The organism is Loktanella salsilacus, assembly GCF_900114485.1.
GTDB lineage: Bacteria > Pseudomonadota > Alphaproteobacteria > Rhodobacterales > Rhodobacteraceae > Loktanella > Loktanella salsilacus.
This window is the reverse complement of record NZ_FOTF01000006.1, coordinates 145535-168297: the sequence shown is the minus strand read 5'-3', so window position 1 is coordinate 168297 and position 22763 is coordinate 145535. Positions and strand designations below refer to the sequence as shown.

Here is a 22763-nt window from a genome sequence, read left to right as displayed (position 1 = left end):
GGGCCCCTATAGCCGGAACGTCACCGCTTTCAGATAGCCGCTTTCAGCCAGATGCGGCAGCAGCGGGTGGTCCGGCCCGGCAAAGCCAGTCTGGATCACTTGGCTGCGCCGACCAGCGCGGCCGATACCGCGGGCAGAGGCATTGCGGAACCGCGTCAGATCAGCGGCATGGCTGCACGAACACACCATCAGATAGCCGCCATCAGCGACCAGCGTGGCCGCCAGACGGGCAATCCGCTCGTAAGCGCGCAAACCGGCCTCGAGCGAGGATTTGTTCGGCGCAAAAGCAGGCGGATCGCAGACGACCAAATCGAACTGCGCGCCCTCTTCGGCCAATGCGGCCAGTGTGTCAAAGGCGTCGCCCTTGCGCGTGGTGAACTTGTCCGACACGCCCATCGCGGCCGCGCCTTGATCGGCCAGCGCCAGTGCAGGCTCTGATCCGTCTACGGCCAGCACAGAGGCCGCCCCGCCTGCCAAAGCGGCAAGGCCAAAGCCGCCGACGTGGCTGAACATATCCAGCACCCGCGCGCCGCGCGACAGGCTGGCGGCAAAGGCGTGGTTCGGGCGTTGGTCAAAGAACAGGCCGGTCTTTTGCCCGCCCATCAGATCGGCCATATAGGTCGCACCATTCATCGGCACCGGGATCGCTGCCGTCGGCGCATCGCCGCGCAGAATGCCCATGCGGTCGTCAAGCCCTTCAAGGCTACGCGCGCGGCCAGAGGCGTTCATCACGACCGTGGTCACACCCGTCACCTGCACCAATGCATCGCACAGCGGCTCGATCAGCGCATCGGCCCAGGCGGCGTTCGGCTGGATCACAGCGGTATCGCCAAAGCGGTCGATGACGACGCCGGGCAGGCCGTCGGCCTCTGCATGGACAAGGCGATAGAAGGGCGCGTCATAGATCCGCTCGCGGTGGATCAGCGCGCGGGTCAGCTTGGCCGCGAACCATGCGGTGTCGATCACCGCTTCTGTGTCGCGGTCGATCATCCGGCAGATGATCTTTGACGCCGGGTTCACGGTGACAAGGCCCAGCGGCACGCGGTTGGCGTCCTCTAGTACGGCAAGCGCACCAGCGGTCAGCCCGCGTGTGCGGCGGTCAGTGACCAGTTCATTGGCATAGACCCAAGGGAAGCCGTGGCGGATTGCGCGGGCATCCCCCTTTGGGGTCAGGCGGACGGTGGGATAAGAGGGCATATTCATGAGCATTGCTTTAACTTGCGCAGGCCGCCTACGCCAGTGGCCAGTTTTAGGCGCAGCTGGGCCCGAAAGGGCCGAAAATCAACCTGACAAGCGTTGTTAGCGCTAACCGTTCATGCTAAGAAGGGTGCAATCCATCATACACACGGGAAGACCCATGGCCCTGCACCCTAAAATTGCCGAAGTCACCGACCGGATTCGCGCCCGCTCTGAAGGGCCGCGCCGCCAGTATCTGGACACTATGGCCCGCGCCGCCGCCGTCGGCCCGCGCCGGTCGCACCTGACCTGCGGCAATCAGGCCCACGCCTATGCTGCGATGGGCGATCAAAAGGACGCGCTGGTCGCGGACAAAGCCCCGAACATCGGCATCATCACGGCCTACAACGACATGCTGTCGGCGCATCAGCCGTTTGAAACCTACCCTGCGCTGATCAAAAAGGCCGCCATTGCTGCCGGCGCCACGGCGCAGGTTGCAGGCGGTGTGCCTGCGATGTGCGACGGCGTCACCCAAGGCCAGACCGGGATGGAACTGTCGCTGTTTTCGCGCGATGTGATCGCCCTCTCCGCTGCCGTGGGTCTGTCTCACAACACCTTTGACGCCGCGATCTACTTGGGCGTTTGCGACAAAATCGTCCCCGGCCTTGTCATGGCCGCCGCGACCTTTGGCTATATCCCCTCCGTGTTCCTGCCTGCGGGTCCCATGGTCAGTGGCTTGCCCAACGACGAAAAATCTAAGGTCCGCCAGCAATTCGCCACCGGCGAAATCGGCCGCGAGGAACTGATGGCGGCCGAGATGGCATCCTACCACGGTCCGGGCACCTGCACATTTTACGGCACCGCCAACAGCAACCAAATGCTGATGGAATTCATGGGCCTGCACCTGCCCGGCGCATCCTTTGTGAACCCGAACACGCCGCTGCGCGACGCCCTGACCGTGGCTGGGACAGAGCGTGCGGCCCAAATCACCGCGCTTGGCAATGAATACACGCCCACCTGCGATATTCTGGACGAAAAAGCCTTTGTGAACGGCCTTGTCGGCCTGATGGCCACGGGAGGATCAACCAACCTTGTGATCCACCTGCCCGCCATGGCGCGCGCCGCTGGCATCATCCTTGACCTGCAGGACTTCAGCGATCTGTCCGCCGTGACCCCGCTGATGGCGAAGGTCTATCCCAACGGTCTGGCCGACGTGAACCACTTCCACGCCGCTGGCGGTCTTGGCTATATGATCGGCGAATTGCTAAATGCCGGCCTGCTGCATGACGATGTGAAAACCGTCGCGGGCAATGGCCTGAACCTATATACGCAAGAGCCCAAACTTGATGCTGGCCGGGTGACCTATGCCAAAGGGGCCGGGGAAAGCCTGAACACGAAAATCCTGCGCCCTGCCGCTGATCCGTTCCAAAAGCACGGCGGCTTGGCCCAGCTCAAAGGCAACCTTGGCCGCGGCGTGATGAAAATCTCGGCCGTCGCAGAAGAGCGTCACATCGTTGAAGCCCCGGCCCGTATTTTCCACGACCAAGACAGCGTCAAAGCGGCGTTCAAGGCTGGCGAATTTACCTCTGACACCATCATCGTTGTCCGCTTCCAAGGCCCGAAATCCAACGGCATGCCCGAATTGCATGGCCTGACACCAACGCTGGCCGTGCTGCAAGACCGCGGCCTGAAAGTCGCCCTTGTCACTGACGGGCGCATGTCCGGCGCGTCGGGCAAGGTGCCGTCCGCCATCCACCTCGCGCCAGAGGCGGCCAACGGCGGACCGATCGCCAAGATCAACGACGGCGACATCATCCGACTTGATGCGATCAACGGGACGATTGACGTGTTGAATGTGGACCTTGCAAGCCGCACCGATGCAGTGGCAGACTTGTCCGGCAACGGCACAGGTGTGGGCCGCGAATTATTCGAGGTTTTCCGCCAAAATGTCGGCCAAGTCACCGAAGGAGCCGGCGTCGCCGTCTGATTCATCATCTTGCCAGAAATACTCCCGCCGGAGGCATCTGCCCCCGGCCCAGCATCGAGACGAAAGACATATACATGACTCCCGAACAAGCCTCCGACCTGAACCGCGACCTGTGCCTTCTGGCCCCCGTCGTCCCCGTGCTCGTGCTGGATGACGCAAGCCTTGCCGCCGATCTGGCCCGCGCCTTGGTGGCAGGCGGCCTGCCCGCGCTAGAGGTCACTCTGCGCACCCCCGCCGCACTGGACGCGATTCGCGAAATGGCTGCCATTCCCGGCGGTGTTGTTGGCGCAGGCACCCTGCTGACGCCCAAAGATGTGGAAAACGCGAAAGCGGCAGGCGCGAAATTTGGCGTCTCTCCGGGGGCGACAGACCTGATCCTTGACGCTTGCGAAGCGAACGACCTGCCCCTGCTGCCGGGCGTCGCCACCGCGTCAGAGGCGATGCGCCTGCTAGAGCGCGGCTATACCGTGCAAAAGTTCTTTCCCGCCGAAGCGAACGGCGGCGCAGCGGCGCTGAAGGCGATCGGCGCGCCGATCCCACAGGTCAAATTCTGCCCCACCGGCGGCGTCACACTTAAGAACGCGCCCGATTATCTGGCCTTGTCCAACACGCTTTGCGTGGGCGGCAGCTGGGTTGCGCCAAAGGATCTGATGGCTGCGGGTGACTGGGCCGGGATTGAAGCATTGGCCCGCGAAGCGGCAGGCTTGAAGCGCTAAGGCGTCTAGTTAGCGCGACATCTCAAGCCTAGGAGCGGGGGCCAGCCCCCGCACCCCCGAGGTATTTTTGACCAGAAGAAGGTGCCAGACAAAAAGGACAGTCAGCTTGCTGGCTGTCGCCCTGCCCGTCCGCCGCGGCGGGTGGGTTTTGCGGCGTCTTCGAGGCCCGCGCGGAGCGTTTGCGTCATCGGGTGTTGGGCGGGCTGATCGGCATATTGCGTGAGCAGTTTTTTGATCCCGGCGGGCAGGTCGTCCGGCGCGTCCGATTTTATGGCCCAGTCCAGAAAAATCACGCGGCAGTCCTGCGCGGTGATGCCGTCGATGCGGTAGGCTTCGCGGATCAATCCTGCGGGATCAAGGGCATCGCCCTTCATGATCCGGCCCCAAGGCGGGCCGAGATGGCGGCGTCAGCGGCGGCGGATATCTGTGTCATAGCGTGTTCCAGCGCGTCCATTGTTTCAAATCCAGTCTCTCTTAGCACCAAGCGGCGTCCGCCTTCGCCAAGGGCGTCCGGGTCAAGCACGCCGCCGGTCAAAAGCCGCCCCGTCGCCTGCAACTGCCAGAATAGCTGGGCCGCTTGCGCCAAGGCATCGCCCTGTGCGGCGCTCAGCCAGCCGCCAGCGACACCCGCTGCGATCTGCCCTGGCACATCGCGCAGATCGCTGCCCGTGACAAGGGCTGCGGTTTGGGCGGCGAGTTCCACGTCCATCAAGCGGCCGGGGCCCATTTTCGCGTCCCAATTGCCCTGTGCGGGTTTCGCCGATGCCAGCCGCGCGCGCATGTCGGCGACGTCGGTTTGCACCGTGCCGCCCTTGCCTTTGGCGTTCATCAATGTGTGGCGGAATGCTTCGACCCCGGCGATCAGCATAGGTGCGCCGGCAATGGGGCGCGCGCGGGTCAGGGCAAGGTGTTCCCAGGTCCACGCCTCGTCCTGCTGGTAGTCGCGGAAGGCCGACCAAGAGGTCGCCACGGGGCCTTGTTTGCCCGACGGGCGCAGGCGCATATCGACCTCGTATAGCTTGCCGTCGGCCATGGGTGCCTGCAGCGCGGTCACCAAGGCCTGCGTCAGGCGGGCGTAGTAGCTGCGCACCGGCAGCGGGCGCGGGCCGTCGGAATTGCCCCAGACGTCGGCGTCGTAGATGACGATCAAGTCAACGTCGGATTGGGCGTTCAAGCGCCCTGCCCCCAGTGACCCCATGCCAAGCACCACTGCGCCTTGCCCCGGCAACGGACCATGGCGGCGGGCGAAATCGGCGCAGACGATGGGCCAGATCGCGGCGATGACCGCCTGCGCCAGATCGGCGTAGTGCTGCCCTGCGGCGGGGGCGTCGATCAAGCCGCGCAGGTGATGCACACCGATGCGAAAGTGCCATTCGCGCGCCCAGCGGCGGGCGGTGTTGAGCGCGGTTTCAAAGTCGTCGGTGACGGACATCGCCTCGGACAGGCCTTGCGTCAGCGCCTCTGCCCCCGGCCAAGGGGCGAAGAAATCACCGCCGATGACCGCATCCAGCACGCCCGCATTGCGCGACAGGTATTGCGCCAGCGCAGGGGCCGTCGCGCAGATGTCGACGATCAGCTGGGTTAGGGCGGGGCTTGCCTCGAACAGGGAAAAGAGCTGCACACCTGCGGGCAGGCCTGCGAGGAAGGCGTCGAAGTTGATCAGCGCCTCGTCCGGTTTTGCGGCCTCTGCCAGCCGGGCAAGGATGCCCGGGCGCAAGCGGCGAAAGATTTGCACGGCCCGGTCAGAGCGGAGCGCAGGATAGTCGGGCCAGCGGCTGGTGATGTCCTGCCCCCAATCGGCGGGGGCCGCAGGCGCGGCGCTGCCCGGGGCAAAGAAGCCTTCGGTCAGGGTGTGAACCTGTTCCAGCCGCTGCGTCAGATCGCGGCGCAGATCCGCCGTGTCCATGTCCATCATAGCCGCGAGGCGGTCAAAGCCCGCGTCATCGCTGGGCAGGCTGTGGGTTTGGGCGTCGTTGATCATCTGCAAGCGGTGCTCGACCGTGCGGTGGGCGGTGTAGTGATCGGTCAGTTGTTGCTGCACGTCGCGGGCGATCCAGTCGGCGGCGGCAAGTCGGTCTAGACCCTGCAAAGTGCCGCGCACCCGCAGGCTTTTGTCGCGGCCACCGGCGATCAGCTGGCGGGTTTGGGTAAAGAACTCGATCTCTCTGATCCCGCCGCGGCCCAGTTTCATGTTGTGGCCTTCTAGGATCAGTTTGCCACCAAGACCTTTGTGATCGCGGATGCGCAGGCGCATGTCGTGGGCGTCTTGGATCGCGGCAAAGTCGAGGTGCTTGCGCCAGACGAAGGGCGTCAGGCTGTCCAGAAACCGTTGTCCGGCGGCCAGATCACCGGCGCAGGGGGCGGCCTTGATATAGGCGGCGCGTTCCCACGTGCGGCCAACGCTTTCGTAATAACGCTCTGCTGCCGTCATCGACAGGCAGACCGGCATCACGCTGGCATCGGGGCGCAGGCGCAGGTCCGTGCGGAAAACGTAGCCGTCTTCGGTGTTGTCGGACAGCAGAGCGCACATGCGGCGGGTGACGCGCACAAAGGCGGCGCGGGCGGTGGCGGTGTCTTCTGGTTCAAAGCGGTCGTCATCGAACAGGCAGATCAGGTCGATATCAGAGGAGTAGTTCAGCTCTCCTGCGCCTTGTTTGCCCATGGCGAGGACGGTCATGCCAGCAGCGCTTGCGGCGTCATCTGCGGTCATGCCGGGCAGTTTGCCGCGCGTGATTTCGGCCGCGACAAGGGGCACGATACAGGCATCCACGGCGGCGGCGGCCAGATCGGTCAGCGCTTGCGTGACGGTTTCCAGCGGCCAGACGCCGCCCAGATCGCACAGCGCCGTCAGCAAGGCGACGCGGGCCTTGGTCTGGCGCAGGCCGGGCCCGAGGTCTGCAAAGGGGATCTGCGGGATGTCCGCAAGGGTCTGGGCCAAGGCGGCCTCTGGATCGTCCACAGCGCCCTGCAGCCAGTCCGATTGCTGTGCGATCAGGCCGGACAGATAGGGGCTGCACCCCGCCGTGCCGCCGATCAAATCACGCAAGGGTCCGGCCGCCCAAGGCGCGGTGGCGATCGCATCGCCCGCCCGATCCGGGTCGAAAGGGCGCGGGTGGTGGGTGATGCGGTCGGCAAGGGTCATCAATTCGGCTTTCACTTGGTCGGCAAAGGGTCGGACCGGGTCCTATTCGTGCAAGCGTGACAAAAGGTTGCGCGATGAGCAAGGGTTTGAGGTCGCGCTGGACCGATAACGGGGCGGTAAGACGGCGAATAGCGGCTCGGGTCATATGCGACCGTGCGGGGCATGGACGCCCCAAATTAATAAAACCTACAAGAAACTGATATAAAATGAAAATTTCTGGCAATGTAAAAATCATTTACATCAGGCCTTGCGAGCACGCATCCGCATCCACATATCGGTAATGTGAAAAGCATTTACATTAACCCGACAGGAGCAACCCCGATGTATTCGACACCCACATACCCCCAAGCGTCCGGCCCCCAATCCGGCGGTTTAATGGCCTGGGCCCGCCGCGCCGAGGCTTGGCTTGATGCCCGCGGCCGCGGCGCTTGGATTGCCGCAATGGTCGCAGGCTTTGTGCTTGTCTGGCCTGTCGGCCTGGCCCTTCTTGCCTATATGATCTGGAGCAAACGTATGTTTTCCCGCGCTAGCAATATCCGCCCCGTCGCACGCCCCTTTGGTCGCAGCATGATGCAGTCATCCGGCAACAGCGCCTTTGACGCCTATAAAGAAGACACGCTGCGCCGCCTGCAAGAAGAGCAGGACAACTTTGCAGCCTTCCTTGGCCGGCTGCGTGATGCCAAGGACAAAGCCGAGTTTGACCAGTTTATGGCGGACCGGTCCGGTGATACGGCTGTAAAAGAGCCGCAAAGCGACAAGTAAATCGCCCCTTTGGCGGCCCCGATTTGCGGGGCCGCGACCCTACTTTGCACAAGGATGGACCCGCCCATGACCGCCTTCGCTGACACGCTAACCGCCCTGCCCGACCCAGATGCTGACGCCGATTTTTATACGGGCGTGCCGCTGAAACGCGCACTGGCATGGGTTGTTGATGCGTCGCTGGTGCTGATCGCCTCTATCCTGATTGTGCCGTTTACAGCCTTTACGGCGCTGTTTTTCTTTCCGTTTCTGATCTTGATGGTCGGCTTTACCTATCGCTGGTTCACCATCGCTGGCCGCTCTGCCACGTGGGGCATGCGGCTGATGGGGATCGAGCTGCGCGATCATACGGGTGCGCGGCTGAATGGCACGCTCGCGCTGTTTCATACGCTGGGCTATACCGTGTCGGTCGCTGCGATGCCGCTGCAATTCATCAGCATGGGCATGATGGCGCTGACCCCGCGCGGCCAAGGCCTAAGTGATACGATGCTGGGCACGGCGGCGATCAATCGGCCGGGCTAAGGCCAAGGCTGGGTCTAGGCACGCTTGGCGCGCAGGGCTTCGGGCAATCCGATAAGTAACAGAAGCACAGCCGCAATGACAAATAGCCAATAGCCAACCACCCCAAGCAGCACCGCCCCGCAAATGCCGCCGATGGCAAAGCAGCCAAGGGTCAGGCTGTGCAAGCTTAGCTTTGGCAAGGCGGCGCGCCGCAGCTGCGCCCCCCCGACCATCGCCGCAAGTTCGATGCCAATATCGGTCGCCATGCCCGACACATGCGTGGTCCGCACGCGTGCGCGTGAAATCATCGTTGTGACCGCATTTTGCAGCCCCATCACAAAGCTGAGGACGACCACCAGAAACGGTTGCTGCGCGCCAAGCGGCAACAGCGCAAGCACGGCGCTGAGGAGCAAAAGAATGCAAGCCTCTGCCACGATGGCGACGGCATAGATTGACCGGACCTGTTTGCGCTCTCCCATCTGTATAACGAAGGCGGCGATGCCTGCGCCGCAGATAAAGGCAAGGACGAGCCCTGCAAAACTGAGCGCAAGCAGGGCCGACCCGCCCGCGAGGTTATCCGCAAAGGCCGAGATATTGCCGGTCATATTCGCCGTGAACGCGCCTGCAATCAAAAACCCCGCAGCGTTCAGCGCCCCCGCGATCGAGGACAAAAGCCCCGCAAGAACAAGATCGATATGCGCGGGACGTGCGTCGCCGACTCTGATCAACATGGTGCAATCATCTCGTTTGGTGAAAGGGGGATGATACGGGACAGCCCCTACCTGCGAAAGCCGATTGCGATCTGCGCAGCTTTGGCGATTTTCGCCTATTGCATAAATCCCCAGCATCGGGGGCTTGTCAGCGGCAGCGTCACGCTACAATCTTACGACATGCGCCATATGCTTCCCACCACGCCGCAGTTCTATGTGACGGCCCCGCAGCCTTGCCCTTATCTAGAGGGCCGGATGGAGCGGAAGCTGTTTACAGCCCTGCAGGGCGAATCCGCATCCGCGCTGAATGACACGCTGTCCAAGCAAGGCTTTCGCCGCTCGCAAAACGTGCTGTATCGGCCCAGCTGCGCCGAATGCTCTGCCTGTATGTCGGCCCGCATACGGGTTGCAGATTTCAAGCCAAGCCGCAGCCAGCGCCGTGTGCTGAAACGCAATGCCACGCTGAAACGCCGGGCCACGTCGCCTTGGGCGACCGAAGAGCAGTACGAGCTGTTCCGCCGCTATCTGGACGCGCGCCACGCGACGGGCGGCATGGCGGATATGGATATGTTCGAATTCGCCGCCATGGTCGAAGAAACGCCAGTGCGGTCCCGCCTGATTGAATACACCGACACGGCGACGGGCGATCCGGACCCTGTGGCCGCGTGCCTGACCGACATTCTGGATGACGGCCTGTCGATGGTTTATTCCTTCTTTGCGCCAGAGCTTGAGCCGCGCAGCCCCGGCAGCTTTTTGATCTTGGACCACATCGCCGTCGCGCGCGAATTGAACCTGCCTTACGTCTATCTGGGCTATTGGGTGCCCGGCAGCCCCAAGATGGGCTATAAGGCGAACTATGACGCGCTAGAGGTGTTTCGCGGCGGCACGTGGTCCGACATCGGCGATCCAGAGGGATACGATTCCGCCCTGCACCCGCTGTCCACTGACCCGATTGCAGAGCAGGTCGCGCGGATCAAATTGCCCCACGGCGCGGGTATTGTGCGCACCGCAGACGACGCGCCTTAGGCCCGCAGGCCGTCCGGCCTAGGCCAGCAATGTGCCGTCATCATGGTTCACCAACATCACCTGCCCGTCTTGTAGCGCCACAAACGGCACCGCATGATCGGTCAGCCAATGCGCAGCGCGGTCAGCGCCCGGACTGTCGCGGTGGCCGGAACCCACGTGGGGCACGATAGATTTGGGGAACAGGTTTAAACCTTCGTAAGATATGGCTTCATCGCCAAAGGTGCCGACCTTTGGATCATCCATCAGATCAAGGCCCCGCAGACTGGGCGCTGCGACAATCGCGCCTGCGCTAAAGCCGCCGTAAACCAAGGCGTCCTGCGACAGCAGGCTGTGGATCACCCCGTCAAAACCGCTAGCCCGCATCGCGCGGCGCAGCACGAAGGCATTGCCACCCAGCACCCAAACCATCCCGCAGGTGCTAAGCTGGTCATGCAGACGAATGGGCGCGCCAATATAATCGCGCAGGTCCAGCCAGCTGGCAGGCAAGCCGATGGCGTTCAGCGCGGCCACCGGGTCATAGGTCGTGGCGGTATAAACCGCGCGGGCGGCGGCGGGGATATAGTCTAGCGCATTGCCAATCACCAAAGTGTTACGCCGCTGGCCTGCAAGCTGCACCAAGGCATCCGGATGGTGACCAAAGCGATGGGACGATAGAAAAAGACGCATTGGTTAAGTAATCCTAAAATAATACGGCATTTCTGCACCTTAGCCGCCCGCAGGCAAGAGAGAAAAATTGCGGACCGTTCCCCCTTGCGCACAGCCACCACAGCACCCGCGCACTTTGCGTTCTGCGCGCGGCGCCCTATCTAACGCGTAACGCAAGACAGGAGAGCTTTTCGATGACCGATTATACCCCGCCCAAGGTTTGGACTTGGGACGCCGAAAATGGCGGCGAATTTGCCAAGACAAACCGCCCTATTGCCGGCCCGACCCATGACAAAGTGCTGCCCCGCGGCGAGCATCGTTTCCAGCTGCATTCGCTTGCGACGCCGAATGGCGTGAAGGTCACAGTCATGCTCGAAGAGTTGCTGGAGGCGGGTTATAGCGGCGCGGAATATGACGCATGGCTGATCAAGATCGGTGACGGCGACCAGTTCGGATCGGGCTTTGTCGACATCAACCCGAATTCGAAAATCCCCGCATTGCTGGACACTAAAACCGACACCCGCGTGTTTGAGAGCGCGTCGATCCTGATGTATCTGGCCGAAGAATTCGACGCCTTCCTGCCCAAGGACCGCAAAGCGCGGACCGAGGCGATGAACTGGCTGTTCTGGCTGCAAGGCTCTGCGCCTTATCTGGGCGGCGGTTTTGGCCACTTTTACGCCTATGCGCCGGAAAAATTCGAATACCCGATCAACCGCTTTACGATGGAAGTGAAGCGCCAGTTGGACGTGCTTGACCGTAATCTGGCGGACCGCGAATTCCTGAGCGGCGCGGATTACACCATCGCCGATATGGCGACGGCACCGTGGTTTGGTTCGCTGGTCAAGAACGAGGTCTATTCCGCCGCCGCATACCTAGAGGCTGACACCTATACCAACGTGCAGCGCTGGGCCGATACCGTGATGAACCGCCCCGCTTACCGGCGCGGCCGCATGGTCAACCGTCCCTTTGGAGAGCCGTCAGAGCAGCTGCATGAGCGTCACGCCGCCAGCGACTTTGACACGCAAACCCAAGACAAGATTGGCAAAGACGCGAAATAAGCGGAACCAGGCGGGGGCGCCGGGCATTGATCACAGAATGATCAAGGATGTGTTATGCCCGGTGCCACCGCCCACCCCGCCGATATTTCGACCAAGGGGTGGCTTGCGCTGCTCAAGCGTGTGTTTTCCGAACTTGGCGAAGACCACGTCGGGTTAATTGCAGCAGGTTGTGCATTCTACGGCCTGCTTGCGATCTTTCCGGGGCTGGTGGCGGCAATGGCCCTTGCGGGGCTTTTCACCGACCCGGCCACCATCGTCGCCCAGCTGGAAACCCTGACCCGTTTCATCCCGACAGAGGCTGCGCAGATCGTCATTGATCAGGCAAAATCCGTCGCCGGCAGCGACAGCGGCGGCCTCGGCCTTGCTGCGATCATTGGTCTAGGCACGGCATTTTATTCCGCCACCGCTGGCATGGCCGCCCTGATCGAGGGGCTGAACGTCGCCTTTGACGTCACTGAACCCCGCAGTTTTCTGCGCACTCTGTTGGTCAAAGGCAGCTTGACGCTGGGACTGATCGCAGGGTTTTTCGGCATCGTCCTTGTGCTGGTTGCGATTCCGATTGTCCTAAGTTTTCTGCGCCTGCCCGCTGACACCGAATGGTTCGTCATGCTGGTGCGCTGGCCTGTCGTGCTCATCTTAGTCGCCGCTGGGCTGGCGGTGCTGTACCGCTATGGCCCCGCCCGCACCGATCGCCGCTGGCGCTGGGTCACGCCGGGTGCTGCGATTGCCTGCATCCTGTGGCTGCTGGGGTCTATGGCCTTTGGGTTCTATGCCAGCAACTTTGGCAGCTATAACGAAACCTTTGGCGCGCTGGGCGGCGTGATCATCCTGCTGATGTGGCTGTGGCTGTCCGCCTATATCGTGCTTTTGGGGGCCGAGATCGACTCGGAGATCGAAGCACAAGCCAAACAGAACCCAAGCCCCGCCAGCACAGACCCAAACACCGCCGATGCGGACCTGCTGGAAGGTGGTCATGCTGCGGATACACCCGCGCAAAAAACGAAGCAGTCGGACGCGCATCCTGCGCCAGAAAACCGCCCCGCTCCTGTCACGCGCAAAGGGTCAAAGCTGTCGGTTGGTGGATTATTTCTTCTGGCGGGGGCTGCGCTTTTCGCAAAACGCGAAAAGTAGCGCTGCGCTTTACGAATGTTGCGAAAAATGTGCGGGCGGCGACATTTTCTCCATTGCGGCGGTTGACCCTGCCGCAATCGCCGCCTAGAACACCTTTATGCAAAGGAAACCCGCATGAAAACGGTCGTACTCATTCTAGGAAAGACGCGCATGGGCCGGTGACGGTTTGACCATTCAGGTTCCCCATGCGCCCCCGCCAAACACGGGGGCTTTTTTGTGCGATACGACCAAAGGCGATGTGCCGCTGACAAGGACAAGACGATGACAAAGACGATGACTGGCGCGAAAATGGTGGTGCAGGCTTTGATCGACCAAGGGGTCGAGGTGGTCTTTGGCTATCCCGGCGGTGCCGTTCTGCCGATCTATGACGAGATCTTTCAGCAAAACAGCATTCAGCACGTGCTCGTCCGCCACGAACAAGGCGCAGTTCACGCCGCCGAAGGCTATGCCCGGTCCACCGGCAAACCCGGCGTGGCGCTGGTGACATCTGGCCCGGGCGCGACAAACGCCGTGACCGGCCTGACAGACGCGCTGCTGGACAGTATCCCTATCGTCGTGCTGACGGGCCAAGTCCCGACCTTTATGATCGGCACCGATGGCTTTCAAGAAGCCGACACCGTTGGCATCACCCGCCCCTGCACCAAGCATAACTGGCTGGTTAAAGATACGGATAAGCTGGCCAATACCATTCACGAGGCGTTCCACGTCGCGACCTCTGGCCGTCCGGGTCCCGTGCTGATCGACATCCCCAAGGATGTGCAGTTCGCCAATGGCACCTATAGCGAGAAGTCCAAGCGCAAGTCGCATTATGCGCCGCAGGTCAAAGGCGATATCGCCATGATCACCGAGCTGGCAGAGGCGATGGCCAAAGCCAAGCGCCCGCTGTTCTACACCGGCGGCGGCGTCATCAACTCTGGCCCCGCGGCCAGCCAATTGCTGCGCGAGCTGGTCGAGGCGACAGGCTTTCCCATCACGTCCACCTTGATGGGTCTGGGCTGCTATCCAGCGTCCGGTCCTGCGTGGCTGGGCATGCTGGGCATGCACGGCACCTACGAGGCAAACCTTGCGATGCACGGCTGCGATCTGATGATCAACATCGGCGCGCGCTTTGATGACCGGATCACGGGGCGCCTTGATGCGTTCAGCCCCAAGTCGACGAAAGCGCATATCGATATTGATGCGTCTTCGATCAACAAAGTGATCCAAGTCGATATGCCGATCCTTGGCGACGTGGCCCACGTGCTGGAAGACCTGCTGAAGGTCTGGAAGGCCCAAGGCCGCAAGACCGAGAAAGAATCCGTCGCGAAGTGGTGGAAGCAGATCAACGAATGGCGCGCCAAGGATTGCCTTGGGTTTACGCAGGACGGCCCGATCATCCGCCCGCAATACGCCCTGTCCCGGCTTGAGGCACTGACCAAAGACCACGACCGTTACATCACGACCGAGGTCGGCCAGCACCAGATGTGGGCCGCGCAGTACCTTGGCTTTGAGGACCCGAACCGCTGGATGACATCGGGCGGCCTTGGCACCATGGGTTACGGCACACCTGCGTCGATCGGTGTGCAGATGGCGCACCGCGATAGCCTTGTGATCAACGTGGCCGGCGAAGCGTCTTGGCTGATGAACATGCAGGAAATGGGCACGGCGATGCAGTATCGCCTTCCGGTGAAGCAGTTCATATTGAACAACGAACGCCTTGGCATGGTGCGTCAGTGGCAGCAGCTGCTGCACGGAGAGCGGTATTCCCAGTCTTGGTCCGAAGCCTTGCCTGATTTCGTGAAACTGGCCGAAGCCTTTGGTGCCAAAGGCATCCGCTGCGACAACCCCGACGATCTGGACGAAGCAATCAAGGAAATGATTGCCTATGACGGCCCGGTCATTTTTGACTGCTTGGTGGAAAAGCACGAAAACTGCTTCCCCATGATCCCGTCGGGCAAGGCGCATAACGAAATGCTGCTGGCCAATGCGCAGGTGCAAGGATCGATCACGGCAACAGGGGCAGTGCTGGTCTAAACGTCTTCGTAATGAAGGCATTTGACCCCAGAAGACTTTTCGCAGTGAAAAGTCTTCGCCCCCCCCTTTTCGCCAGAGACATAAGGATACGAACATGTCGGCACTGAACATCAAAAAAGGCGCAAGCAGCCATTCCGCCTATGACCTCCGCTCAACCTTTGGGGATACCATCGAGCGGCACACATTGGCGGTCATCGTCGAGAATGAACCAGGGGTTCTAGCCCGCGTCATCGGGCTATTTGCCGGACGCGGCTATAACATCGAAAGCCTGACCGTCGCCGAAATCGACCACACCGGGCACCTGTCGCGGATCACGATTGTGACCACCGGCACCCCGCAGGTCATCGTGCAGATCAAGGCGCAGCTGGGCCGGATCGTGCCTGTGCACGAGGTTCACGACCTGACGGTCGACGGCCCGTCGGTCGAGCGTGAACTGGCGCTGCTAAAGGTCGCGGGCCAAGGCGAAGCGCGGGTCGAGGCGCTGCGCCTTGCCGATATTTTCCGCGCCAGCGTCGTGGACAGCACGTTGCAGTCTTTTGTGTTCGAAATCACCGGCACGCCTGAAAAGATCGACGCTTTTTCCGAATTGATGCGCCCGCTTGGCCTGCAAGAGGTCGCCCGTACCGGCGTTGCCGCCCTTGCGCGGGGCAAGGAAAGCCACGTTTAAACAAAACAGACTGATCCGGCGCTGCGCCGGATCAGTCCTTGCGATGTATTAGGACGGGACAGCGTCCATGCTCAGCGCGCCCGCGGTGCCACCGATACCGTCGGAGCTGGACGATTCTTGAAACACGGCCTGTTGTTCGAAGCTATCCAGCAATCCATTCCCATCGGCGTCAAAGGACGCATAAATTTCCTGCGTCATACCGGGGTATTGCAGCTGCATCTGATCCAGCGTTTTTGACAGACCGTTGCCAGCGTCAATCGCACCCGTGCCCGCGCAGGCAGAGGTCAGGGCAAGGGCAGCAAGAGCGGGCAGAGCGGTTGATAATTTGGTCATAACAGTCACCTTTTGTTGAAAATCTATACCTTGCAAACGCATGCCGGGCAGCATTCGTTCCGCTTAGGTCCAAAATGGGTGTGCAAGCCTTTGCGCGTGACCACACGGCCCCCTTGCCCCTGCCCGTCCACCCCGCCACACTGCGCCAAATCGCAAGGAAAACGCATGCCCCGCCAGATTATCATCGACACCGACCCCGGACAGGACGACGCCGTCGCGATCCTGCTCGCCCTCGCTTCGCCAGAGCTGGAGGTGCTGGGCATCACCGCCGTGGCGGGCAATGTGCCACTGGCGCTGACGCAAAAGAACGCGCGCATTGTGTGCGAACTGGCCGGGCGCAGCGATATGGCGGTCTATGCGGGCTGCGATGCGCCGCTGGTGCGCAAGCTGGTCACGGCAGAGCATGTGCACGGCAAAACTGGCCTTGATGGCCCGCAACTGGCGGACCCCGTCATGCCGCTGCAGGCGGAACACGCCGTTGATTATATCATCGACACCCTGCGCAGCGCACCCAGCGGCACGATCACGCTGTGCCCGCTTGGCCCGCTAACAAACATCGCGCAGGCCTTTCGCAAAGCGCCCGATATCATTGAACGCGTGCAGGAAATCGTCCTGATGGGCGGCGCCTATTTCGAAGTCGGCAACATCACGCCCGCCGCCGAATTCAACATCTACGTCGATCCAGAGGCGGCTGCCGAAGTCTTCTTAGCTGGGGTGCCGCTGGTCGTCATGCCGCTGGATGTGACGCATAAAGCGCTGACAACACAGGCCCGCGTCGACGCGTTCCGCGCCATGGGCACCCGCGTGGGCGATATGGTTGCCGAATGGACCAACTTTTTCGAACGCTTCGACAAGGAAAAATACGGCTCCGAAGGCGCGCCGCTGCACGACCCCTGCGTGATCGCCTATCTGCTGCAACCAGAGCTTTTCACAGGCCGCCATGTCAATGTGGTGGTGGAAACCGGCTCTGAACTGACCCTCGGCATGACCGTCGCCGATTGGTGGCGCGTCACGGACCGCGCGCCCAACGCGATGTTCATGGGGGATCTGGACGCCGACGGCTTCTTTGCCCTGCTGACCGACCGTCTGGCCCGGCTATGAGCACCGCAATCGCCCTTGCCGGTCCGACTGAGGCCGAACGCGTCATGGACTTGATGGCCCGCTATCACGCGGACGCAGCGCTGCCCTATGACGACGCGCACCGCGCACAAGTGACCGGCCCGCTGCTGGACGGCTCGCCCCTTGGCGCGGTCTGGCTCATTGGCCCGAAAAGCAGCCCGCTTGGCTATGTCATGGTGACCTTCGGCTGGTCGATGGCCCATGGCGGCATGGTCGGCTGGCTCGAGGAATGCTACATCCGCCCCTCGGTCCGGGGACGCGGCATCGGCACAGAAGTGCTGCACGCCGTCGCCGTCAATCTGGGCCGCGCGGGTATGCAGGCGATGCACGCCATCCTGCCCCCCGCTGACCCAGACGCCGCCGCGCGGTTCTGCACCCGCGCCGGATTTCGCCCGGTCCGCGATGTGCGCATGATGACGGATCCGCTGTGATAGACTTCGACAACAGCTTCTCGCGCCTGCTGCCGCAGATGTTTACAGCGCAGGACCCGACCCCGGTGCGCGCGCCGCAGATGTTGGCCGTCAATGCGGATCTGGCCGCGCAGTTGGGGATCGACGCGGACTGGCTCACCAGTGACGGTGCCCTGCGGGTGCTGTCGGGGAATGTGGTGCCAGACGGCAGCGCCCCGCTGGCGCAGCTTTATGCCGGCCACCAGTTTGGCAACTGGAACCCGCAGCTGGGCGATGGCCGCGCCGTTCTGCTGGGCGAAGTCATTGGCACGGACGGCATCCGCCGCGACATCCAGCTCAAAGGCTCCGGCCGCACCCCCTACAGCCGCGGCGGCGATGGCCGCGCATGGCTTGGGCCTGTGCTGCGCGAATATCTGGTGTCAGAGGCGATGGCCGCCATGGGCGTGCCCACCACCCGCGCCCTCGCCGCCGTCGCAACCGGAGAAGACGTCATGCGAGAGGCCGCCCTGCCCGGCGGCATCCTGACCCGCGTGGCCCGCAGCCATATCCGCGTCGGCAGCTTTCAGATACATGCCGCGCGGCAAGACATCCCCGCGCTCCAAGCGCTGGCGGATCACGTCATCGCGCGCCACTACCCGGATGCAGACGGCATCCCCGCCCTGCTCAGCGGAATTGTCGCCGCGCAGGCGCAGCTCATCGCACAGTGGATGGGCCTCGGCTTTATCCACGGCGTGATGAACACTGACAACATGGCCGTCAGCGGCGAGACGATCGACTACGGCCCCTGCGCCTTTATGGATGCCTATAACCCGGCCCAAGTCTTCAGCTCGATTGATCGCGGTAGCCGGTATGCCTATGCCAACCAACCCGGAATAGCGGTCTGGAACCTGGCGCAACTGGCCACCGCGCTGATCCCGCTGATGCCGGATCAAGACGCCGCGATCGAGGATTTCACGCAGCGGATCAACCATTTCTCGGACCTCTATCAGGCGGCTTGGGTGCAGGTCTTCGGGGCAAAGATCGGCCTGAGCGACCCACAACCTGCCGACGCGGACCTGATCCAGCGCCTGCTGACGTTGATGGCGCAAGACGGCGCTGATTTCACCAATACCTTTGCCAATCTGGCCGGGCCACATGCGCAAGATCAGTTTACCGACCGCGACGCCTTTGCCGCGTGGGTCGGCGATTGGGAACAGCGCCGCGCCCCAGATTACGCGCAGATCATGGAACGCGCCAATCCGCAGATCATCCCGCGCAATCACCAGATCGAGGCGATGATCTCCGCCGCCACCGCCGGCGACATGGCCCCTTTTCATGCGCTACTGCGCGCCGTCACCCACCCCTTTGATCCGCTGACCGCTGGCCGCGCACCATTCGCTAAACCGCCAACCATGCAAGAGGTCGTCACCGCCACCTTCTGCGGAACCTGAGCGTCTCTCTGTTTTAAAAATATCCCCGCCGGAGGCTCCTACCCGCGCCTCTGGCACAGATGCCTGCATCAGAACCATCCATCGCAGACAGCAAAACGGGCCCCGCAGGGCCCGCTCCGTTTTATTAAAACACCGTAGTGTTTATTCGGTCACGACAACCTTGGTCATCACGTCAGGCGCGCCTGTCACGGACCCGTTCGGGCCGTCACCCAGCTTGATCTGATCGACCACATCCATGCCTTCGGTGACTTGACCGACGATGGTGTATTGGCCGTCCAGAAATGGGCCGGGCGCGAACATGATAAAGAATTGGCTGTTCGCCGAATCCGGGCTCTGGCTGCGGGCCATGCCGACGACGCCGCGGTCAAAGCTCAGCTCGTTGCTGAACTCGGCCTTGATGTCGGGCAATTCGGACCCGCCCATACCAGCGCGGGCTGTATCGCCGTCGACCTTGCCGAATTCGACATCGCCAGTCTGGGCCATGAAGCCTTCGATCACGCGGTGAAAGACGACGCCGTCATAGCCGCCTTCAGTCGCAATCGCCTCGATCTGGGCGACGTGCAGCGGTGCGGTGTCTTCAAACAGATCGATGTGGATCGTGCCGTTGGCCTGACCCGCGACCGTGATGTCCAGACCGTCCGCCATCGCAGGCGCAGCCAGAACGGTCAGCGCTGCTGCCAGCTTAAACATCGGCAGCCACCTTGACCGAGATCATGCGGTCGGGGTTGCGGGGCGGCTCGCCTTTGGCGATCGCATCGACATGGGCCATACCTTCGATGACATGACCGTAAACGGTGTATTGGCCGTTCAGGAAATCGTTATCTTTGAAGCTGATAAAGAACTGGCTGTTGGCCGAGTTTGGGTTGGCGGAACGTGCCGCACCCAGTGCGCCGCGGGCGTGCGGCACTTTGGAAAACTCTGCAGGCAGATCGGGCATATCAGAACCGCCAGTGCCAGCGCGGCCGGGGTTGTAGTCTTTTTCCATGTTCGCATGCTCGACATCGCCGGTCTGCGCCATGAAGCCGTCGATCACGCGGTGGAATGCGACGTTGTCATATGCGCCAGCGCGGGCCAGTTCTTTCATGCGCTCAACGTGCTTGGGGGCGACGTCGGGCAGCAGTTGAATGACGACGTCGCCGTCCTTCAGGGTCATGATGATCGTGTTTTCTGGATCTTTGATATCGGCCATTGGGGCACCTCTTTGTTGAAAACTTGAGGATGACATATGGTGGATGCGCCCCGATGCCAAGACACGCCCGGTTGACGCGGGCGCAACCTTGCCACAGGAATACCGTCAAACAGCGGATGGAGGCCAATATGGCTTGGAAGACCCTTGATGACATGGACCTGAACGGCAAACGCGTGCTGGTGCGGGTGGATATTAACGTGCCTGTCGCAGACGGCAAAGTCACCGACACCACACGGATCGACCGCATCGTGCCGACGGTTAAGGATATTCTGGCCAAGGGCGGCACGCCGATCTTGCTGGCGCACTTTGACCGTCCCAAGGGCAAGGTCGTGCCGGAAATGTCGCTGGCGCAGATCGTGCCGGCATTGTCCGCCGCGCTGGGCCTGGACGTCACCTTTATCGACGGCGGCTACGGCGAAGCGGTTGGCAAACTGGCGGCTGGCGATGTGGCCCTGCTGGAAAACCTGCGCTTTAACCCCGGTGAAGAGGCGAATGACGCAGGTTTTGCGCAGCGTCTGGCGTCCCTTGGTGATGTTTATGTCAACGACGCGTTTTCCGCCGCGCACCGCGCCCATGCCAGCACCGAAGCCCTTGCGCACCTGCTGCCCGCCTGCGCTGGCCGCCTGATGGCAGAAGAGTTGTCGGCGCTGGATAAGGCGCTTGGTAGCCCCGAACGCCCCGTCGTGGCAGTTGTTGGTGGCGCGAAGGTGTCGACCAAGCTCGACCTGCTGTCCAATCTGGTCGAAAAAGTCGACGTCTTGGTCATCGGCGGCGGCATGGCGAACACGTTCCTTGCGGCCAGCGGCATCGATGTTGGCAAATCGCTGTGCGAGCATGATCTGGCGCAAACTGCCCGTGATATCGCGGCCAAGGCTGCGGAAAAGGGCTGCGCGATTCTGTTGCCCCGCGACGTGGTGGTGGCGCGTGAATTCAAGGCAGGTGCCGCGAATGAAACCGTCAAGACCGAGGACTGCCCGCCCGATGCAATGATTCTGGACGCTGGGCCCGATTCTGTCGCGCATATCGTGCAGGCGCTGGAACGGGCCAAGACTCTGGTCTGGAACGGCCCGCTGGGCGCGTTTGAAATCGAACCATTTAACGCCGCCACCAACGCGGCTGCCAAAGCGGCGGCTGACCTGACGCGGGACGGCAAGCTGATTTCCGTCGCAGGCGGCGGTGACACGGTTGCAGCGCTGAACGCGGCAGGTGCGGCGGACGATTTCACCTACGTCAGCACCGCTGGCGGCGCGTTTCTGGAGTGGATGGAAGGCAAAACCTTGCCGGGTGTTGCCGCTCTTTCGGACTAAACCTACGCGTTAGCGCTATCACTGCTTAGCGTTAGCGCAACCATAATTGTCACTCCGCTGCCCCCTGCCTATGCAATGGCCGGGGGCATTTTGCCTAAGCAATTTCTACGGGAGTGATAGTGTGAACAAGGACATGGCAGCGCAGGTCCGCGCGGGTAACGGTTTTATCGCAGCACTGGACCAAAGCGGCGGCTCTACCCCGAAGGCGCTGGCCGCTTACGGCGTGAACGCAGACGCCTTTGGCTCTGACGCGGAAATGTTCGACATGATCCATGCGATGCGCGCCCGGATCGTCGCAGCCCCAACCTTTAACGGCGATCAAGTCGTCAGCGCGATCCTGTTCGAGGATACGATGGACCGCCAGTTCGCAGGCCAGCCTGCGGCAGAGCACCTGTGGAGCGTGCAGCGCGTCGTGCCTTTTCTGAAGATCGACAAAGGCTTAGAAGACGAAGCGAATGGCGTTCAGATGATGAAGCCAATGCCGGGTCTGGATGCGCTGCTGGACCGCGCCCATGCGCTTGGTGTGTTCGGCACCAAGGAACGGTCGGTCATTCATGCCGCCAATGCCGCTGGTATTGATGCCATCGTCGCGCAGCAATTCGAGGTCGGCAATCAGGTGCTGGCGCACGACATGATGCCGATCCTAGAGCCCGAAGTGACGATCAGCATTTCCGACAAGGCCGAGGCGGAACAGATGCTGCTAGACAGCGTGCTGCGCCACCTTGATGCCGTGCCAGAGGGCGCTGAGATCATGATCAAGCTGACCCTGCCAGAGGTCGCCGGCACCTATCAGCCGCTGGTCGATCACCCCAAGATCATGCGCGTCGTCGCCCTGTCCGGTGGCTATGATCTGACCGAGGCGACCCGCCGCCTTGCAATCAACCCCGGCATCATCGCCAGCTTTAGCCGCGCGCTGACGCAGGATTTGTCGGCGCAGCAGTCCGACGATGAATTTAACGTCGCGATTGCCAAGACGATCGACACGATCCACGCCGCGTCCATCGCAGGCTGAGTCTTGCGTGCCACGGTTGCAATTCAATTTGCAACCGTGGCGAAAAGGCTGTTTTACCGCCCGCTTAGGTATGCAATTTTGCCTGCAATGCGCCCGTCAGAGGCGCGAGTGAGGCACGTATGAACGAGAGCAGCCGCCCCGGTTTGGGCACCTTAATCTATTTCCTGCTGACCCTGATGCTGGGGCTGTATTTCACCTTTGCCGCCATTCAAGGCGACTATGGCATCTTTAAACGTGCCGAAGTGGACGCCGAAGCGCAGGCCTTGGAAATCGAACTGGCGGCTTTGCAGATCGAACTGGATGGCATGGAGAATCTGACGAAACGCCTGTCAGATGACTTCCTTGATCTGGACCTGCTGGACGAGCAGGCGCGCGATGTGCTGGGCATGGTCCGCACCGACGAAATCGTCATTCAATAACCGTAGCCAGCAC

23 protein-coding genes are annotated in these 22763 nt (G+C 61.9%); 15 read left to right on the top strand and 8 right to left on the bottom strand.

Translation table 11 applies throughout. The features are described from left to right. Window positions 1–6: 6 nt before the first annotated feature. Window positions 7–1203, bottom strand: coding sequence for an RSP_2647 family RNA methyltransferase (locus tag BM131_RS07180; RefSeq protein ID WP_245754160.1), 1197 nt, complete (start codon window positions 1201–1203; stop codon window positions 7–9). Window positions 1204–1357: 154 nt separating this feature from the next. Between BM131_RS07180 and edd the strand changes: the two genes are divergently transcribed. Then, complete coding sequence (gene edd / locus BM131_RS07175) at window positions 1358–3163, top strand: phosphogluconate dehydratase (protein ID WP_090187630.1); 1806 nt, start codon at window positions 1358–1360, stop codon at window positions 3161–3163. A 74-nt stretch (window positions 3164–3237) separates the two neighbouring features. After that, complete coding sequence (gene eda / locus BM131_RS07170; RefSeq protein WP_090187628.1) at window positions 3238–3879, top strand: bifunctional 4-hydroxy-2-oxoglutarate aldolase/2-dehydro-3-deoxy-phosphogluconate aldolase; 642 nt, start codon at window positions 3238–3240, stop codon at window positions 3877–3879. Window positions 3880–3980: 101 nt separating this feature from the next. Here the strand turns inward: eda and BM131_RS07165 are convergent, their stop codons facing one another. After that, window positions 3981–4253 carry a hypothetical protein gene (locus BM131_RS07165; protein ID WP_090187625.1) on the bottom strand — a complete coding sequence of 91 codons (273 nt, stop codon included), beginning with the start codon at window positions 4251–4253 and terminating at the stop codon, window positions 3981–3983. Next, complete coding sequence (locus BM131_RS07160) at window positions 4250–7021, bottom strand: bifunctional [glutamate--ammonia ligase]-adenylyl-L-tyrosine phosphorylase/[glutamate--ammonia-ligase] adenylyltransferase (RefSeq protein WP_090187772.1); 2772 nt, start codon at window positions 7019–7021, stop codon at window positions 4250–4252. Before BM131_RS07160 ends, BM131_RS07165 begins: the two co-directional genes overlap by 4 nt. Window positions 7022–7342: 321 nt before the next feature. Here BM131_RS07160 and BM131_RS07155 point away from each other — a divergent pair, with 321 nt between their 5' ends. Together BM131_RS07155 and BM131_RS07150 are read left to right on the top strand one after the other, a co-directional pair. Continuing rightward, window positions 7343–7783, top strand: coding sequence for a DUF2852 domain-containing protein (locus tag BM131_RS07155; protein WP_090187623.1), 441 nt, complete (start codon window positions 7343–7345; stop codon window positions 7781–7783). A gap of 66 nt (window positions 7784–7849) precedes the next feature. Beyond that, window positions 7850–8302 (top strand): RDD family protein, encoded by a 453-nt coding sequence (locus BM131_RS07150; RefSeq protein ID WP_090187620.1) that lies wholly within the window; start codon window positions 7850–7852, stop codon window positions 8300–8302. A gap of 14 nt (window positions 8303–8316) precedes the next feature. Here the strand turns inward: BM131_RS07150 and BM131_RS07145 are convergent, their stop codons facing one another. Continuing rightward, window positions 8317–9012 carry a YoaK family protein gene (locus BM131_RS07145; protein WP_090187618.1) on the bottom strand — a complete coding sequence of 232 codons (696 nt, stop codon included), beginning with the start codon at window positions 9010–9012 and terminating at the stop codon, window positions 8317–8319. Between the two features lie 159 nt (window positions 9013–9171). On the opposite strand from BM131_RS07145, the gene BM131_RS07140 reads away from it, so the two are divergent. Further along, a complete protein-coding gene (locus tag BM131_RS07140) occupies window positions 9172–10017 on the top strand; it encodes an arginyltransferase (protein WP_090187769.1) in 846 nt (281 codons plus the stop codon). Between the two features lie 18 nt (window positions 10018–10035). Here the strand turns inward: BM131_RS07140 and BM131_RS07135 are convergent, their stop codons facing one another. Continuing rightward, entirely contained in the window at window positions 10036–10683 is a 648-nt protein-coding gene (locus BM131_RS07135) for a Type 1 glutamine amidotransferase-like domain-containing protein (RefSeq protein ID WP_090187616.1), read from the bottom strand. A 173-nt stretch (window positions 10684–10856) separates the two neighbouring features. Between BM131_RS07135 and yghU the strand changes: the two genes are divergently transcribed. From yghU to ilvN, 4 genes are all read left to right on the top strand, one after another. After that, window positions 10857–11720: a glutathione-dependent disulfide-bond oxidoreductase gene (yghU, locus tag BM131_RS07130; RefSeq protein ID WP_090187613.1), complete on the top strand. Its 864-nt coding sequence runs from the start codon at window positions 10857–10859 to the stop codon at window positions 11718–11720. 54 nt (window positions 11721–11774) lie between these two features. Further along, the gene (locus tag BM131_RS07125; protein WP_090187610.1) at window positions 11775–12851 is read left to right on the top strand and encodes a YihY/virulence factor BrkB family protein; all 1077 of its coding nucleotides are present in this window, start codon (window positions 11775–11777) and stop codon (window positions 12849–12851) included. A gap of 261 nt (window positions 12852–13112) precedes the next feature. Continuing rightward, a complete protein-coding gene (locus BM131_RS07120; protein WP_090187607.1) occupies window positions 13113–14864 on the top strand; it encodes an acetolactate synthase 3 large subunit in 1752 nt (583 codons plus the stop codon). Window positions 14865–14958: 94 nt separating this feature from the next. Next, window positions 14959–15531, top strand: coding sequence for an acetolactate synthase small subunit (gene ilvN, locus BM131_RS07115; protein WP_090187604.1), 573 nt, complete (start codon window positions 14959–14961; stop codon window positions 15529–15531). Window positions 15532–15579: 48 nt separating this feature from the next. On the opposite strand, the gene BM131_RS07110 is transcribed toward ilvN, so the two are convergent. Then, window positions 15580–15864 carry a hypothetical protein gene (locus BM131_RS07110; RefSeq protein ID WP_139222594.1) on the bottom strand — a complete coding sequence of 95 codons (285 nt, stop codon included), beginning with the start codon at window positions 15862–15864 and terminating at the stop codon, window positions 15580–15582. Between the two features lie 165 nt (window positions 15865–16029). Here BM131_RS07110 and BM131_RS07105 point away from each other — a divergent pair, with 165 nt between their 5' ends. Genes BM131_RS07105 through BM131_RS07095 form a run of 3 tightly spaced genes read left to right on the top strand, consistent with a single transcriptional unit; the run spans window position 16030 to window position 18823 of the window. Continuing rightward, window positions 16030–16965 carry a nucleoside hydrolase gene (locus tag BM131_RS07105; protein WP_090187597.1) on the top strand — a complete coding sequence of 312 codons (936 nt, stop codon included), beginning with the start codon at window positions 16030–16032 and terminating at the stop codon, window positions 16963–16965. Beyond that, window positions 16962–17414, top strand: a complete 453-nt coding sequence (locus BM131_RS07100; RefSeq protein WP_090187594.1) for a GNAT family N-acetyltransferase — start codon at window positions 16962–16964, stop codon at window positions 17412–17414. The genes BM131_RS07105 and BM131_RS07100 overlap by 4 nt, the downstream gene beginning before the upstream one ends. Next, complete coding sequence (locus BM131_RS07095; RefSeq protein ID WP_281245317.1) at window positions 17411–18823, top strand: protein adenylyltransferase SelO; 1413 nt, start codon at window positions 17411–17413, stop codon at window positions 18821–18823. Before BM131_RS07100 ends, BM131_RS07095 begins: the two co-directional genes overlap by 4 nt. A 141-nt stretch (window positions 18824–18964) precedes the next feature. On the opposite strand, the gene BM131_RS07090 is transcribed toward BM131_RS07095, so the two are convergent. Both BM131_RS07090 and BM131_RS07085 read right to left on the bottom strand, forming a co-directional pair. Continuing rightward, window positions 18965–19513 (bottom strand): peptidylprolyl isomerase, encoded by a 549-nt coding sequence (locus BM131_RS07090; protein ID WP_090187591.1) that lies wholly within the window; start codon window positions 19511–19513, stop codon window positions 18965–18967. Further along, the gene (locus BM131_RS07085; protein WP_090187589.1) at window positions 19506–20012 is read right to left on the bottom strand and encodes a peptidylprolyl isomerase; all 507 of its coding nucleotides are present in this window, start codon (window positions 20010–20012) and stop codon (window positions 19506–19508) included. Before BM131_RS07085 ends, BM131_RS07090 begins: the two co-directional genes overlap by 8 nt. 128 nt (window positions 20013–20140) lie before the next feature. Here BM131_RS07085 and BM131_RS07080 point away from each other — a divergent pair, with 128 nt between their 5' ends. The 3 genes from BM131_RS07080 (at window position 20141) to BM131_RS07070 (ending at window position 22750) form a co-directional block, all read left to right on the top strand. After that, a complete protein-coding gene (locus tag BM131_RS07080) occupies window positions 20141–21319 on the top strand; it encodes a phosphoglycerate kinase (RefSeq protein WP_090187764.1) in 1179 nt (392 codons plus the stop codon). Window positions 21320–21452: 133 nt separating this feature from the next. Further along, complete coding sequence (locus BM131_RS07075) at window positions 21453–22331, top strand: fructose bisphosphate aldolase (protein ID WP_090187587.1); 879 nt, start codon at window positions 21453–21455, stop codon at window positions 22329–22331. A 119-nt stretch (window positions 22332–22450) separates the two neighbouring features. Next, entirely contained in the window at window positions 22451–22750 is a 300-nt protein-coding gene (locus tag BM131_RS07070; protein ID WP_090187585.1) for an FtsB family cell division protein, read from the top strand. Window positions 22751–22763: the final 13 nt, after the last annotated feature.